We start from the raw sequence: 14,415 nt of genomic DNA, 5'->3' as shown, positions 1-14,415 counted from the left end.
GGTGCGCGGGTGCGGAGCGCGGGCAAGATCCCGGTGGCCCCCCATCGTACGGATGACACTATCGCCCGATCAGCCAAGGTGTCTGCTCGGTATAAAGACCCCGACTGTCTACCCGGCTGTGAGAAAGGAGATGCGGGACCTCGCTATTGGTTCCCGAATGGATACGGCAGCATGGGCGACCCCGGGAACTGGCGTACGCCTGCGCCGCGTCCGCACACGACCCGCACAACACCCGCCCACACTCTGGCCGTACGCGCTTCTTGCCGTACGGCGTCGTCATGGAGGCCCCGATGTCCGCGACCCCCAAGCCCGAGGTGCGGGCCGCCTTCGAAGCCGCCAAGGGCTTCATGCCGCTCGGTGAGGGACTCGCCCTGTACGCGGCGGCGGTCGAGGCCGGTGCGCTCGGGCTTCCGCTGCTCGAAGTGGGCACGTACTGCGGCCGTTCCACGATTCTGCTCGCCGACGCGGCCCGTCAGACCGGGACGACCGCGCTCACGGTGGACCACCACCGGGGCAGCGAGGAGCAGCAGCCGGGCTGGGAGTACCACGACCCGGAGGTCGTCGACCCCGAGGTCGGGCAGATGGATACGCTTCCGACATTCCGCCGCACTCTGCACAAAGCGGGACTTGAGGACCATGTTGTGGCGCTCGTGGGCAAGTCGCCGCAGGTGGCCCGAGTGTGGGGAGGGTCACTGGGGTTCCTCTTCATCGACGGCGGCCATACCGACGAGCACGCCGTCGCCGACTACGAGGGCTGGGTGCCGCATCTCGCCGAGGGCGGGCTGCTCCTGATCCACGACGTCTTTCCCGACCCGGTCGACGAGTTCACCGGGCAGGCCCCGTACCGCATCTATCTGAGGGCCCTGGAGTCCGGCGCGTTCACCGAGGTCTCGGCGACCGACTCGCTGCGTGTGCTGCGACGGACCGGGCCCGGTATGTGAGGGGAGCGGGTTCGCCATGTGACCGGCTCGGTCCCGGCATGTGTTCGCCCGTCCCGGCATGTGTCCGGTCGGTCCCGGCCTGTGTCCGCCTCCGCCTGCTCATGCGCGCGGGATGGTCAGTTCCCGCAAGGGGTCGCCGCCGTCGACGAAGAGCCGCGCGTCCGCCGTGGTCGCGCGGGCGATCCGGCGCAGCACCTGCTCGCCGGCCGCGGGATGCCGCCCGTCGAGAGCGCCGACACGGACGGCGAACACCAGGTCGTACGGCTCCTCGCCCGGCGCCAGGACGAAGTCCTCGGCCGGGACCAGGCGGACGCTCATCCGCCCGGACGCGATCTCCCGCCGCGCCGCTGCCTCGGCCTGGGCGACGGCCGCGGCGGACCGGTCGACGGCCAGGATGTGCCCGGTGGTGAGCCGCTCTGCGACGGCCCGCGCGGCGGCGCCGGGCCCGCACCCGATCTCCAGGACGCGGGAGTGCGGCTCGACGGGAAGCGCGTTCACGATCGCGGCGAGCCGCGGCGACAGGCGTACGGGCACGGTGCAGAGGATAGGTGCCGCGGGGTCGTGGCAGCGGGGAGGGCGGGGCGGAGGCGGCCGGGTGGTCGCGAGACCACGTGGCGGCAAGGGGCAGGTGCGGCGAGACCCCGTGGTGGCAGGGGGGCGGGGTAGAGGTCAGGTGCCGGGAGACCACGTGGCGGCAGGGGGCGGGGTAGAGGTCAGGTGCCGCGAGGCCGTGGCGGCGGGGGAGGCGGACCGGAGAGCAGGTGCTCTCCGGTGGCCGGCGCGGTGCGGGGGACGGCTGGGTCGCCGCGGCGGGCGGGCGGCGGATACGTAGGCCGGATCCGGTGCCTGCTCAGGGCGTAGGCTCGCCCTGTGTCCTACTCGTACGACGATCCGGATGATCCCGGCCCGAAGCCGCGCCGCCCGCTGAGGCGAGGCGCCGGACTGGTGGCGGTCGCCGCCCTGGTGCCGACGGCGCTGGCCGGCTGGCTGCTCTGGCAGGCGATGGGCGGTGCCGGCGAGGAGGACGAGCCGCCGAAGGTGCTGCCGCTGCCGAGCGGGTCGTCCTCCACGGCGCAGGCGGATCCGTCGCGTACGCAGAGTCCGTCGGGCAAGCCGTCCGCGAAGACGCCCGACGACCCCAAGCCCTCGCAGTCCACCGGGAAGCCGGCCGGGGGCGGGAAGGGCCCGCTGGCCGGCAAGGTCGTCGTCATCGACCCGGGCCACAACCCGTCGAACTTCCGGCATCCCCGGGACATCGCCCGCCTCGTCGACATCGGCACCAACAAGAAGGAGTGCGATACGACGGGCACCTCCACCAACTCCGGTTATACGGAAGCGGAGTTCACGCTAGACGTCTCGCGCCGTATCCGTGAGCTCCTGGAGGACCAGGGCGCCACCGTCAAGCTGACCCAGGACCGCAACCGGGCCTTCGGCCCCTGCGTCGACGAGCGCGCCGAGATCGGCAACGAGGCCGAGGCCGACGCGGTGGTCTCCGTGCACGCCGACGGCTCGGCCGCCGGCAACCGCGGCTTCCACGTGATCCTCCCGGCGGCCGTGCAGGCGGGCTCCGCCGACACCCGCGCGATCGTCGGCCCCTCGCGCGACCTCGGCGTCCGTATCGCGGGCAGGTTCGTCAGCGCCACCGGCATGGCCCCCTCCAACTACGTCGGAGAGGGCACGGGCCTCGACGTCCGCCGCGACCTCGGCGGCCTCAACCTGACCAAGGTCCCCAAGGTCTTCGTCGAATGCGGCAACATGCGCGACGCCAAGGACGCGGCACTGCTCGGCAGCGCGTCCTGGCGCCAGAAGGCGGCGAAGGGGATCGCGGACGGGGTGTCGGGCTTCCTCAAGTCCTAGGCGGCCGAGGGCGGTTGGGTGCCGCGACGGCTACGGCCGGCAGCGGTGCCATGGCGGGAAGGCCGGCAGCGGTGCCATGGCGGGAAGGCCGGCAGCGGTGCCACGGCGGGAAGGCCGGCAGCGGTGCCACGGCGGCGACAAGGCCGGTAGTGGTGCCCCGGCGCCGACCCCGTCAGTACCGGTGCCCCGGCCAGTGCGGGTCCTCATAGCGTGCGGCGCCGGTCAGGCCGACGAGGCGTATCCGGTGGAGCAGCCCCTCGTGGCCGTCCTGCGGACGGAGCCGCGCGGGCACACGGCGCACCAGCCATGCGGCGAGCTCGCCGCGCAGGGCGTCCTCGTCCTCGTACCAGGCGTCCCAGGGGAGTTCGTCGCCGAGCAGGTCGTACTCCCACCGGGCGGCGGCCTCGGCCAGATGCCGGTCGGCCACGCCGTCGTCGCGCGCCTCCCAGGCGGCCAGCCAGCAGCCGAGCGTGCCGGACGCCTCCGTGCACAGGGCGAGAAGCTCATGGACGGGGACGGCGGGGGCGGGGTCGGCGAGTGCCTGCGCCCACCACGCTCGCAGGAACTCCCATACCGCCGCGCTCTGGTCCGCCGGCCACTGGCGCCATTGGCCGCGGGCGAACGACTTGCCCACCGCGCAGAACGCGCCGAACAGCGGCTCGACCCGTCCGTCGACCAGCGCCTTGGCGAACTGCGGCAGGATCCGGCGCATCACCGCCGCTTGATCACGCCAGTCGGGGGCCTCCCAGGTGCGGCGCAGCAGGTCGGGGGAGAGCTCGACGCCCGGCACCTTCAGGAGCGCCAGCTCCTCCTCGCTGCCCCAGTGGCAGGTGCACTGCACCTCGTCGGCGGGGGCGGTCGCACCCCGGAAGGCGAGGTCCAAGGCGTCGAGGGCGCGGTCCAGGCGGAGTTGCGCGGCGGTCGGGTCCGGGCCGGGCTGCGCAGGGGCGCGGTCGAGTCGGAGCGCAGGCGTGGTGCGGTCGGTGTGTGTCATGGCTGGCGCGGCCCATCGGGACTCCGGGCGGCCTCCGCCGGCCGAAGATCGTCACCTTACCGGAGGGGGACGTCCGCGTCGCCGGAGTTCCCGGGCCCCGAAAGCCGACCCCGATCTGACCTTCCGTCAGATTGGAACGTGTTCTACTCTGCCCGCCATGGGCATCGGGATCACGCAAGAGCAACGGGAGTTGGCCGACGCCGTCCGGGGGTGGGTCGGACGGGTCGTGCCGCCGGAGGAAGTGCGCAAGGTGCTCGACGCGCCCGGTGGCGGCGGGCGGCCCGGATTCTGGGGTGCTCTCGCCGAGCAGGGGCTGCTCGGGGTGCATCTCCCCGAGGAGTACGGGGGCGGGGGCGGCGATCTCGTCGATCTCGCCGTCGTCGTGGAGGAGGCGGCGCGGGGTGCGCTGCCCGGCCCGTTCCTGGCCAACTCCCTTGCCTCGGCGGTGCTTCACCGCTGCGGTGAGCGTGAGCTCGCGGCCGCGCTCGCCGGGGGCGAGCGGATCGGGGCGGTCGCGCTCGGGGCCGGGACGCTGACCTTCGTACGGGACGACGAGGGCCATCTGCTCGACGGTGAGGCGCCGCCCGTGCTCAGTGGCGGCGAGGCCGATCTTCTGCTGCTGCCCGCGCAGGGCGCGGAGGGTGTGCGGTGGTTCGCCGTCGACGCCGCGGAACTCTCCGTACGGACGCAGGAGAGTGCCGATCCGACCCGGCCGACCGCCGAGGTCAAGGCCGTCGCGGCGCGCGGGCGGCTGATCGGGGCGGACTCCGGGCTCGTACGGGATCTGGCGGCCGTGGTGTTCGCGGCCGACGCCTGCGGAACTGCCGCCTGGGCGCTGGAGACCGCCGCCGAATACGCCAAGGTGCGGGAGCAGTTCGGGCGGCCGATCGGCCAGTTCCAGGGGATCAAGCATCTGTGCGCCGACATGCTGGTGCGGGTCGAGCAGGCGCGGGCGCTGGTGTGGGACGCGGCGCGTGCGGCTGGTGAAGAAGCTCCAGAGGTAAGGGAGTTGGCGGGCGCGCTCGCCGCTTCCGTCGCGCTGGACGCCGCGTACGGGTGCGCCAAGGACTGTATCCAGGTGCTCGGCGGCATCGGGTTCACCTGGGAGCACGACGCCCATCTGTATCTGCGGCGTGCGCTGGTCGCCCGGCAGCTGCTCGGTGCGGGGGACGCGCACCGGCTGCGGGCGGTGCGGCTCGCGGAGGGCGGGGCGAGGAGGGAGCTGCGGCTTGAACTCCCGGCGGAGGCAGAGGAGTTCAGGGCGCAGGCGCGCCAGGTCGTCGAACCCGTGCGGGGCCTCGACCCGAAGGCGGTGCGGCGGGAGCTCGCGCCGACCGGCTACACGGCGCCTTATCTTCCGAAGCCGTACGGGCTGGGTGCCGGGCCCGTGCAGCAGCTCGCCGTGCAGCAGGAGCTCAAGGCGGCCGGGGTGAAAGTGGCCGACCTGGGGATCGCGACCTGGGTGGTGCCCTCGCTGATCGCGTACGGGACGCAGGAGCAGCAGGACCGCTTCCTCGCCCCGACCCTTCGCGGCGACCTGCTGTGGTGCCAGCTGTTCAGCGAGCCCGGCGCCGGCTCCGACCTGGCCTCGCTCAGGACGAAGGCCGAGCGGGTGGAGGCGGGCTGGAAGGTCAACGGGCAGAAGGTGTGGACGAGTTCGGCGCAGTGGGCCGACTTCGGGATCCTGCTCGCCAGAACCAACCCGGACGCGCCCAAGCACAAGGGGCTCACGTACTTCGTCATCGACATGAAGAACACCCCCGGGATCGACATCAGGCCGCTGAAGGAGATCACCGGGGAGGCCATGTTCAACGAGGTCTACTTCGACGACGTGGTGCTGCCCGAGGACGCCGTGGTCGGGGAGGTCGACGGCGGCTGGCAGGTGGCGCGGAACACGCTCGGCAACGAGCGGGTGCACATGGCCGACCAGATGACCTTCGACACGGGCCTGGAGAAGCTCATCGCGCGCGCCGCCGATCTCGACAGTGCGACCCGGGCGCGGATCGGCGCGCTCGCGGCCGAGGCGCACGCGCTCGCCTGCATCGGGCTGCGGACCACGCTGCAGCAGGTGTCCGGGCTCGAACCCGGCGCCGGGGCGTCCATCCGCAAGCTGGTCCAGACTCCGCACCAGCAGAAGGTCGCCGAGCTCGGGCTCGAACTCCTCGGCCCCGCGGGCGCGTTGCGCGAAGGCCCGGGCGAACGGGCTGTGCACTCCTTCCTCATGTCCCGCTGTCTGACCATCGCGGGCGGCACCACCCAGGTCCAGCTCAATGTCGTCGCCGAGCGCATTCTCGGCCTGCCCAGGGACTGAAAGGCACACAGAGACCATGAAGACGTACATCGTCGGTGTCGGGATGACCAAGTTCGAGAAGCCCGAGAGCCGGGACTGGCAGTACTGGGACATGGCCAAGGAGGCCGGCACCAAAGCCCTCGAGGACGCGGGGATTTCGTACGACCTCGTGGAGCAGGTGCCGGTCGGGTACTGCTTCCAGGCCTCGACGGCCGGTCAGCGGGCCGCGTACGAGATAGGCCTGTCCGGGGTCCCCGTCTACAACGTCAACAACAACTGTGCGACCGCGTCCACCGCGCTGATGATGGCCCGGCAGTTCGTGGCGGGCGGGCTCAACGACTGTGTGCTCGCGCTCGGCTTCGAGAAGATGAAGAAGGGCGCCTTGGGGAGTGGTGCGGACGGAGGGGATTTCAAGACCTCGCCCGTCGCGCGGCACTACGGGATCATGGCGGCCAAGCACGGCTTCGAGATGTCGCCGCCCACCGCGCAGATCTTCGGCGACGCGGCCCGTGAGCACATGGAGCTGTACGGTACGACCGAGGCGCAGCTCGCGGCGGTCGGCGCCAAGAACCACAAGCACTCGGCGAACAATCCGTACGCGCAGTTCCAGGACGTGTACACGGTCGACGAGATCCTCGCCGCCAAGACCATCCACCGGCCGCTGACCAAGCTGCAGTGCTCGCCCACCTCGGACGGCGCGGCCGCGGCGGTCGTGGTCTCCGAGCGGTTCGTGGAGCGGCACGGGATCGAGGACCGGGCCGTGGAGATCGTGGCGCAGACGATGACCACGGACACCGAGGAGTCCTTCGCGTCCGGGTCGTGCATCGACGTCGTGGGCAAGCCGATGTCCCGTGAGGCCGGGCGGCAGGTGTTCGAGGCGTCCGGGCTCGGCATCGAGGACGTGGACGTGATCGAGCTGCACGACTGCTTCTCGATCAACGAGCTGCTCACGTACGAGGCGCTCGGGATGTGCGCGGACGGAGAGTCCGGGAAGCTCGTCGAGTCGGGTGCGACGACGTACGGGGGGAAGTGGGTGGTGAACCCGTCGGGCGGGCTCATCTCCAAGGGCCACCCACTGGGCGCGACCGGGCTCGCGCAGGTCGCGGAGCTGTCGTGGCAGCTGCGGGGGCAGGCGGGGGCGCGGCAGGTCGAGGGGGCCCGGGTGGGGTTGGCGCACAACATCGGTCTTGGCGGGGCGGCGGTGGTGACGTTGCTGCGGCGGGGGTGAGGTTGTCTTTCGGGTGCGGGTGGGTGGGTGGGTGGGTGGCGCCTGCGGCGGGCTTCTCTCCCCGCCCCGCCCCTTCCCGAAACCGGGGCTTCGCCCCGGACCCCGCATCCGAACTTCGTTCGGATCTGCTCAAGCGCCGCAGGGGCTGAAAAGATCTGCTCAAGCGCCGCAGGGGCTGAAAAGATCTGCTCAAGCGCCGCAGGGGCTGGGATGAGTCCTAGTTCCGAAGACTGATGGCGCATGCATCGAAACCCCGATGCAGGGGCCGGGAGCGGCCTGAGAGCATGGCCCGCATGGTCCAGACACCCACCGACACCGCGACAGCCGGGCGGTCCACCCGCCGGTCCATACCGACCTGGGCGGTGGTGCTGACCGCGTGTGCGGGGCAGTTCCTCGTCGTGCTCGACGTGTCGGTGGTGAACACCGCGCTGCCGTCGATGCGGGCCGACCTGGGCCTGAGCGCGCTCGGGCTGCAGTGGGTGGTCAACGCGTACTCGATCGCCTTCGCCGGGTTCATGCTGCTCGGCGGGCGGGCCGGTGATCTCTTCGGGCGCAAGCGGATGTTCCTGCTCGGGCTCGCCCTGTTCACGGCCGCGTCGCTCGCGGGCGGGCTCGCCCAGGAGAGCTGGCAGCTGCTCGCCGCCCGCGCCGTGCAGGGCCTGGGCGCCGCGGTGCTCGCGCCCTCCACCCTGACCCTGCTCACCTCGGCCGTCCCCGAAGGGCCGGCCCGCATACGCGCCATCGGCACCTGGACCGCCGTCGGCGCGGGCGGCGGTGCGGCCGGCGGCCTGGTCGGCGGGGTGCTCACCGATCTGCTCTCGTGGCGCTGGGTCCTTCTGATCAACGTGCCCATCGGCGTCCTCGTCCTGGTCGCCGCCGTGTTCTGGCTGAGCGAGAGCCGCACCGGCGAGCGGCGCCGGCTCGACCTGCCGGGCGCGATCCTGGTCACGGCCGGGCTCGCGACCCTCGCGTACGGGATCGTGCAGACCGAGGTCGAAGGCTGGACGACGCCGCAGACGCTGATCCCGCTGGCCGCCGGACTGCTGCTGATCGCCGTGTTCCTGCTCGTCGAGGCGCGGACCAAGGCGCCTCTCATGCCGCTGGGTCTCTTCAGGGTCAGGTCGGTGGCCGCGGCCAACGCGATCATGATGGTGTGCGGCGCGGCCAGCTTCGCCATGTGGTTCTTCATGACGGTGTACGCGCAGAACGTGCTCGGCTACTCCGCCATCGAGGCCGGACTCGCCCTCGTCCCGTCCTCGCTCACGGTCATGGCCGGTTCGAAGTTCGCGCCCCGTCTGATGCCGGTCATCGGCGCGAAGAACGTCACGATCCTCGGCATCCTGATCGCCGCCTCGGGCTACGGCCTGCAGCAGGCGACGATGAGCCCCGACGGTACGTATGTCACCGCGATCCTGCTCCCCGGCATCCTGATGATGTTGGGCGCGGGCCTTGCCATGACCCCGCTCGCCTCGCTCGCCACGTCGGGCGCCGCGCCCTCGGAGGCGGGTCTCGTCTCCGGCCTGATCAACACCTCGCGCACCATGGGCGGCGCGCTCGGTCTGTCGATCCTGTCGACGATCGCCGCCGCGCACTCGGGCGGCGGCTCGGACGCGGTGGCGCTGACCGACGGCTATGCTGCCGCGTTCCGTACGAGTGGACTGATCCTGCTCGGTGGTGTGGTGCTTGTGCTGGTGTGGATGCCCTCGGAGCGCAAGGCCAAGGTGCCCGCGGCTCGTTCGGGTAAGTCGGCCTAGCGCAGAACGTACGGGCGAGTCCGCCTGGCGCGTTCCGGCAAGTCCGCCTAGCGCAGGACGTGTTGGCCGACGTCGGCCGCCAAGCGGGCCGTCACCCGGAAACCGCCGGTCTTCCCCGGCCCCCACTCCAGCTCACCGCCCGCCTGCGCGAGCCGCTCGGTCAGGCCGCGCAGACCGCTGCCGGACGGCTGCGATCCGTTTCCGGACGGCTGCGCGCCGTTGCTTGACGGCCGTCCGCCGTCGCCCGCGGCGGACCGTCCGTCGTCGGTCACGGTGAGTCGGGTCTCGTCCGCAGTGCCGGTGACGTCGATACGGCAGGTGGTCGCCCCCGAGTGCCGTACGACATTGGTGACCGCCTCCCGTACGACCCAGGAGAGCAGCGCCCCCGTCACCGGCGACGGTGTGGGACCCGAGCGGTGGACCACCGCGTCGATGCCCGCGGAGGCCAAGGTGTCGCGGGCGCGGTCGAGTTCGGTGCCGAGGCCCGACTCGCGGTAGCCCGTGACCGCCTCGCGGATCTCCGTGAGGGCCTGCCGGCCCACGGTCTCGATATCGGCGATCTGCCGCAGCGAGGAATCGGGGTCGTGCGGCGCGAGACGGCGGGCGGCCTCGGACTTCACCACGATCAGGGAGAGGGTGTGGCCGAGCAGATCGTGCAGATCGCGCGAGAAGCGCAGCCGCTCCTGCTCCACGGCCACCCGGGCCAACTCCTCGCGCGTCTCCCGTAGTTCGACGACCTTCTCGGAGAGCGCGAGGATCGCGGCGGTGACGAGTCCGGACAGCAGCGTGCCGTAGCCGCTGGTCACCGCCGACCAGGCATCCGCGTCCCGCCAGGCACCGGTGACGGCGGCCGACACGGTGAGCACCCCGACCGTCCAGGCGAGGCGCCGCCCGCGCAGCGAGGTGCCGGCCGCGAGGGACAGCAGCGGGAACAGGGCCAGCCACGGGCCGCCGTACCCGATCGCGAGTCCGTACGTCACGACCGCCATGCCGCCGAGCGCCGTGTACGTCCACCGGACGTCCCGCCTGCGGGGATCGAAGGTCTGCAACACCACGGAGACGTAAAGGGAATTGAAGACGAGCAGACCGATGCCGCCGACCCAGGGATTGGGCGTCTCACCGCGTACGACGTTGGAGAAGGCTCCCATGCCGAGCAGCAGCCACGGCAGGAACGCGAAGGCGCTGCGCGGTCCGGGCCGCCGCCTGCCCGTGCGCGGTGCGCACTCCGCGGAAGTCATGAGAGCCATGGTCACACCGTCCGGGCCGAACGACGATAGGAACGGGCGGCGTACGCACCGAACAGCAGCAGCCAGACGAACAGCACGACGAGCGTGGTGGCACCCGGAGCGGTGCCTGCCGTCGTCGACCAGCCGAGGTCGGCGAAGCTGTGCGCCGGTGTGTAGTCGGACACGGTGCGCAGCCAGCCGGGGAACAGCTCGGTGGGGAACCACAGACCGCCGACGATGGCGAGGCCCATGGTGCAGATCATGTTGGCGATGCCGGTGACCTGGGTGCTGAGCCGGTAGCCGTTGCCGAGGCCGAGCAGTGTGAACGGCAGCGCGCCCAGCCACAGGAGCAGCACGAGGACGGTCCACTGCCAGGCGTCCATCCGTACGCCGTTGACCAGCGCGCCCGCCGCGAGGACCGCGGCGATCGCCGGAAGCACCGTCACCGAACCGCTCATGGCGCGGCCCGTCACGACCTGGCGCGGGGAGAGCGGAGTGACGCGCAGCTGGCGCAGCCATCCCGTGGAGCGGTCCTCGGCGACGGCGCCGCCCGTGCCGAGCGCCGCGCCCAGCGCGCCGTACGCGGCCATCCCGACCATGGCCGAGAGCTTGTACCCGGCGGCGTCGTCGCCGCTCGCGCCGAGGTTGGTGAACAGCAGGTACATCAGCACGGGCATACCGATCCCGAGGACGACGAAGCCGGTGTCGCGCAGGGTCCGGCGGATCTCCAGGCGCAGATAGTCGAGCAGCATCACAAGGACTCCATCAGGTCGGTCGCGGCGGTGAGTCGGGTCGTACCGGTGGTCTCGGCGATCGCGTCCTCCCCGGCGGTCAGCGCGAGGAACGCGGACTCCAGCGAGGTCCCTTCGACCCGCAGCCCCCGTATCGCTCCCCGGCCGGCGAGCGCCATCACGGTCGCGTCGGAGTCCTCGCTGCGCAGACCGGCCCGCTCGCCGCGGATCTCCACGGCCGTGACACCGGGCAGTGTGTCCAGCCAGCCGGAGTCCCGTCCGGCCAGGTCGAAGGAGACCAGCGTGCCGCCGGCCCGCCGCTTGAGGTCCTGAGCCGAACCGTCCGCGACGATCCGGCCGCGGTCGATCACCACGATCCGGTCGGCGTTGGCGTCGGCCTCCTGGAGGTAATGCGTGGAGAACAGCACGGTGTTGCCGCGCCGGGCATAGCCGCGCATCGACTCCCAGAACGTCCGGCGCGCCTCCACGTCCAGCGCGGCAGTCGGCTCGTCGAGCACGATCAGCTCGGGGTTGCCGGCGAGCGCGAGGGCGAACCGTACGCGCTGCACCTGACCGCCCGAGAGCCGGTCCACGCGGCGGTCGGCCACCTCGGCCAGACCGGCGAGCGCGAGCGCCTCGGCGACGGGCATCGGCTTCGGATACGCACGGCCGACGAACGTGACGAGCTCGCGTACCGTGACCCGCGAGATCGGCCGGCCGTCCTGCAGCATCGCGCCCACCTGCCCTTTGCGGACGGCCAGTTCGGGCGTGGTGCCGAAGAGCCGGACCGCGCCCTCGTCGGGCTCGTCCAGGCCGAGCAGCAGCGAGATCGTCGTGGACTTGCCGGCGCCGTTGCGGCCGAGCAGCGCGACCGTCTCACCGCGCTCGATCGTGAGGTCGATGCCGTCCACGGCACGTACGGAGGGGAAGGCCCTGACCACCGCGCTCAGGTCCACGGCCGGCGTTGTCTTCGTCATGCCACGACCGTACGGAGCGGGGGCGGGGCAGCGGCAGAACCTCCTGTCAGGAGCTCCGTAGGACAAATGTCATGGGTGGCGGCATGACACCGGACGCCGCCGTGCGCGGAAGCGGAATTCGCCGCACTCCAACGGTATCTGACGTGGCGTCAGAACATGCTGTCCGGACCCTTCACAAGTCCCGGGGGCTGCGTTATACATGGGGATCACTGGCCTAGAACGCGTTCTAGAACGCGCGGCGTGGCCGGTCCGATGCGACCTCGGTGCGGCCGACGGTGCGGACGGCCGCACCGAGGTCTTCCACGTGCGTGACCCCGCACGGCTCACGCGCATGAACCACCCAAGGAGCAGCGTCCCCATGCCCATTGATGCCGCAAAGGCCGTCTCCGCCGAGCCGCGCAGCACCGACCTGACCTGGGACCACAAGGACATCCAGCTCTACCACCTGGGTCTCGGCGCCGGAATCCCCGCGACCGACCCGGACGAGCTGCGCTACACCCTCGAATCCAAGCTCCAGGTCCTGCCGAGCTTCGCGACGGTGGCCGGCGGCGGGATGGCCGCCGCGGGCGGTCTGTCCGCGCCCGGCATCGACGTGAACCTCGCCGCGGTGCTGCACGGCGGCCAGAAGGTCACGCTGCACCGGCCGATCCCCGTCCAGGGCAAGGCCGTGCAGAGCTCGACGATCCCGGCCGTGTACGACAAGGGCAAGGCCGCCGTGATCGTGATGCGCTCGGAGGTCACCGACGACGAAGGTCCGCTGTGGACCTGCGACACCCAGATCTTCGTGCGCGGCGAGGGCGGCTTCGGCGGCGAGCGCGGTCCCTCCGACCGGCTCGAACTGCCCGCCCGCGCACCGGACAAGACCGTCGAGAAGCACATCCGCGAGGACCAGGCGCTGCTCTACCGCCTCTCCGGCGACTGGAACCCGCTGCACGCCGACCCCGAGTTCGCCAAGCTGGCCGGCTTCGACAAGCCGATCCTGCACGGCCTCTGCTCGTACGGGATGACTCTGAAGGCCGTCGTGGACAGCGTGCTCGACGGCGATGTGACCCGCGTGCGCTCGTACACCACGCGCTTCGCCGGCGTGGTCTTCCCCGGCGAGACGCTGCGGATCCGCATCTGGCAGCTGGACGGCAAGGTCCAGGTGTCGGTGACCGCGGCCGAACGGGACGACGCGCCCGTGCTCGCGGACACCGTGGTCGAGCACTCCTGAAGCTCCGATTGGCCCTCGTAACTCCCTCACGTCTTACGCCTGTTCCGCACCGCATCCGAGAAGGAGCCGCACCATGCGCGCAGCTGTACTGCACGAGATCGGCCAGGACAAGCTGGAAGTGCTCGACGACTTCGAGACCACCGGCTTCGGGCCCGGCAAGGTGAAGATCCGGGTGCGGGCCACCGGCCTGTGCCACTCGGACCTGTCCGCGATGAGCGGTGTGCTGCCGCAGCCCGGCCCCTTCGTCCCCGGACACGAGGGCGCGGGCGAGATCCTGGAGGTCGGCGAGGGCGTCACCAACGTCAAGGTGGGCGACCGCGTCCTGGTGTGCTGGCTGCCCGCGTGCGAGGAGTGCCCGGCCTGCAAGCGCGGCCAGAAGCAGCTCTGCCTGGCCGGCTTCATGAACGCCGGCATCCCCAACTACAAGCGGGCCGGCGGCGACGTCTTCGGCTTCGCCGGCACCGGCACCTTCGCCGAGGAGACCGTGGTCGACGCGCGCTGCGCCGTGCCGATCCCGGACGACGTGCCCTTCGACATCGCCGCGCTGATCGGCTGCGGTGTCACCACCGGACTCGGTGCGGCCATCAACACCGCCGATGTGAAGGCCGGTTCCTCGGTCGCCGTCATCGGCTGCGGCGGCGTCGGCATCTCCGCGATCCAGGGCGCGAAGCTCAAGGGCGCGGCCGAGATCGTGGCCGTGGACCCGGTGGAGTCCCGGCGTGAGGCGGCCCTCAAGTTCGGTGCCACCATGGCCGTTTCGCCCGAGGAGCTGGACGACGCCAAGCAGAGCGTCACCGGTGGCGAGGGCTTCGACTACGTCTTCGAGGTCGTCGGCAAGTCCGCCACCGCCCGCAAGGCGTACGAGACCACCCGCCGCGGCGGCAGCCTCATCGTGGTCGGCGCGGGCGCGCTCGACGACTACCTGCAGTTCAACATGTTCGAGCTGTTCTTCGACGAGAAGAAGATCCTGCCGTCCATGTACGGCGGCGGCGACGTCCTCGCCTCGTACGAGCGGTCCATCGCGCTGTGGCGCGCGGGCCGGATCGACCTCGAGGGCCTGATCACGCACCGCGTGCCGCTGAGCGAGATCAACGAGGCGATCGAGCAGATGCGCACCGGTGTGGCGCTGCGCACCTGCATCGAGATCTGAGCGGCTCTCCGCACTCCGGGAAGCGCACAACCGCGTACATACGAGGGGACTTTG

12 protein-coding genes are annotated in these 14,415 nt (G+C 71.5%); 7 read left to right on the top strand and 5 right to left on the bottom strand.

Annotated elements, in window-relative coordinates:
• The first annotated feature begins 290 nt into the window (after positions 1-290).
• On the top strand, positions 291-941 hold the full coding sequence (locus tag H9Y04_RS07960) for a class I SAM-dependent methyltransferase (protein WP_187812942.1): 651 nt from the start codon (positions 291-293) through the stop codon (positions 939-941).
• Positions 942-1,040: 99 nt separating this feature from the next.
• On the opposite strand, the gene H9Y04_RS07955 is transcribed toward H9Y04_RS07960, so the two are convergent.
• Positions 1,041-1,475 carry an SAM-dependent methyltransferase gene (locus H9Y04_RS07955; protein ID WP_187812941.1) on the bottom strand — a complete coding sequence of 145 codons (435 nt, stop codon included), beginning with the start codon at positions 1,473-1,475 and terminating at the stop codon, positions 1,041-1,043.
• Positions 1,476-1,811: 336 nt separating this feature from the next.
• Between H9Y04_RS07955 and H9Y04_RS07950 the strand changes: the two genes are divergently transcribed.
• The gene (locus H9Y04_RS07950) at positions 1,812-2,798 is read left to right on the top strand and encodes an N-acetylmuramoyl-L-alanine amidase (RefSeq protein WP_187812940.1); all 987 of its coding nucleotides are present in this window, start codon (positions 1,812-1,814) and stop codon (positions 2,796-2,798) included.
• 172 nt (positions 2,799-2,970) lie between these two features.
• Here the strand turns inward: H9Y04_RS07950 and H9Y04_RS07945 are convergent, their stop codons facing one another.
• Positions 2,971-3,792, bottom strand: a complete 822-nt coding sequence (locus H9Y04_RS07945) for a hypothetical protein (RefSeq protein ID WP_236070617.1) — start codon at positions 3,790-3,792, stop codon at positions 2,971-2,973.
• A 157-nt stretch (positions 3,793-3,949) separates the two neighbouring features.
• On the opposite strand from H9Y04_RS07945, the gene H9Y04_RS07940 reads away from it, so the two are divergent.
• The 3 genes from H9Y04_RS07940 to H9Y04_RS07930 all read left to right on the top strand — a co-directional run bounded on the left by H9Y04_RS07940 (position 3,950) and on the right by H9Y04_RS07930 (position 9,064).
• The gene (locus H9Y04_RS07940) at positions 3,950-6,103 is read left to right on the top strand and encodes an acyl-CoA dehydrogenase family protein (protein ID WP_187812939.1); all 2,154 of its coding nucleotides are present in this window, start codon (positions 3,950-3,952) and stop codon (positions 6,101-6,103) included.
• 16 nt (positions 6,104-6,119) lie between these two features.
• Positions 6,120-7,310, top strand: coding sequence for a lipid-transfer protein (locus H9Y04_RS07935; RefSeq protein ID WP_187812938.1), 1,191 nt, complete (start codon positions 6,120-6,122; stop codon positions 7,308-7,310).
• Positions 7,311-7,603: 293 nt separating this feature from the next.
• Complete coding sequence (locus tag H9Y04_RS07930; protein WP_187812937.1) at positions 7,604-9,064, top strand: DHA2 family efflux MFS transporter permease subunit; 1,461 nt, start codon at positions 7,604-7,606, stop codon at positions 9,062-9,064.
• A 47-nt stretch (positions 9,065-9,111) separates the two neighbouring features.
• Here the strand turns inward: H9Y04_RS07930 and H9Y04_RS07925 are convergent, their stop codons facing one another.
• From H9Y04_RS07925 to H9Y04_RS07915, 3 genes are read right to left on the bottom strand one after another with little or no spacing between them, the layout of a single operon-like run.
• Positions 9,112-10,302 (bottom strand): sensor histidine kinase, encoded by a 1,191-nt coding sequence (locus H9Y04_RS07925; RefSeq protein WP_236070616.1) that lies wholly within the window; start codon positions 10,300-10,302, stop codon positions 9,112-9,114.
• An 11-nt stretch (positions 10,303-10,313) separates the two neighbouring features.
• Complete coding sequence (locus H9Y04_RS07920) at positions 10,314-11,042, bottom strand: ABC transporter permease (protein WP_438818082.1); 729 nt, start codon at positions 11,040-11,042, stop codon at positions 10,314-10,316.
• Positions 11,042-11,998 (bottom strand): ABC transporter ATP-binding protein, encoded by a 957-nt coding sequence (locus H9Y04_RS07915; RefSeq protein WP_187812935.1) that lies wholly within the window; start codon positions 11,996-11,998, stop codon positions 11,042-11,044. The genes H9Y04_RS07920 and H9Y04_RS07915 overlap by 1 nt, the downstream gene beginning before the upstream one ends.
• Before the next feature lie 358 nt (positions 11,999-12,356).
• Between H9Y04_RS07915 and chsH3 the strand changes: the two genes are divergently transcribed.
• Together chsH3 and H9Y04_RS07905 are read left to right on the top strand one after the other, a co-directional pair.
• A complete protein-coding gene (chsH3, locus tag H9Y04_RS07910) occupies positions 12,357-13,211 on the top strand; it encodes an enoyl-CoA hydratase ChsH3 (protein WP_187812934.1) in 855 nt (284 codons plus the stop codon).
• A 73-nt stretch (positions 13,212-13,284) separates the two neighbouring features.
• Positions 13,285-14,361: a Zn-dependent alcohol dehydrogenase gene (locus tag H9Y04_RS07905; protein ID WP_187812933.1), complete on the top strand. Its 1,077-nt coding sequence runs from the start codon at positions 13,285-13,287 to the stop codon at positions 14,359-14,361.
• Positions 14,362-14,415: the final 54 nt, after the last annotated feature.

It is taken from the genome of Streptomyces polyasparticus (assembly GCF_014493765.1).
In the GTDB taxonomy this organism is placed as follows: Bacteria; Actinomycetota; Actinomycetes; order Streptomycetales; family Streptomycetaceae; genus Streptomyces; species Streptomyces polyasparticus.
Note: the sequence above shows the minus strand (reverse complement) of the source record. Positions and strands in the feature narration are given on the sequence as shown.

Coding starts and splice junctions, on each gene's coding strand:
- H9Y04_RS07960 (WP_187812942.1), top strand. CDS start 291: ATGTCCGCGACCCCCAAGCCCGAGGTGCGGGCCGCCTTCGAAGCCGCC.
- H9Y04_RS07945 (WP_236070617.1), bottom strand. CDS start 3,792: ATGACACACACCGACCGCACCACGCCTGCGCTCCGACTCGACCGCGCC.
- H9Y04_RS07940 (WP_187812939.1), top strand. CDS start 3,950: ATGGGCATCGGGATCACGCAAGAGCAACGGGAGTTGGCCGACGCCGTC.
- H9Y04_RS07935 (WP_187812938.1), top strand. CDS start 6,120: ATGAAGACGTACATCGTCGGTGTCGGGATGACCAAGTTCGAGAAGCCC.
- H9Y04_RS07930 (WP_187812937.1), top strand. CDS start 7,604: ATGGTCCAGACACCCACCGACACCGCGACAGCCGGGCGGTCCACCCGC.
- H9Y04_RS07925 (WP_236070616.1), bottom strand. CDS start 10,302: ATGACTTCCGCGGAGTGCGCACCGCGCACGGGCAGGCGGCGGCCCGGA.
- H9Y04_RS07920 (WP_438818082.1), bottom strand. CDS start 11,042: ATGCTGCTCGACTATCTGCGCCTGGAGATCCGCCGGACCCTGCGCGAC.
- H9Y04_RS07915 (WP_187812935.1), bottom strand. CDS start 11,998: ATGACGAAGACAACGCCGGCCGTGGACCTGAGCGCGGTGGTCAGGGCC.
- chsH3 (WP_187812934.1), top strand. CDS start 12,357: ATGCCCATTGATGCCGCAAAGGCCGTCTCCGCCGAGCCGCGCAGCACC.
- H9Y04_RS07905 (WP_187812933.1), top strand. CDS start 13,285: ATGCGCGCAGCTGTACTGCACGAGATCGGCCAGGACAAGCTGGAAGTG.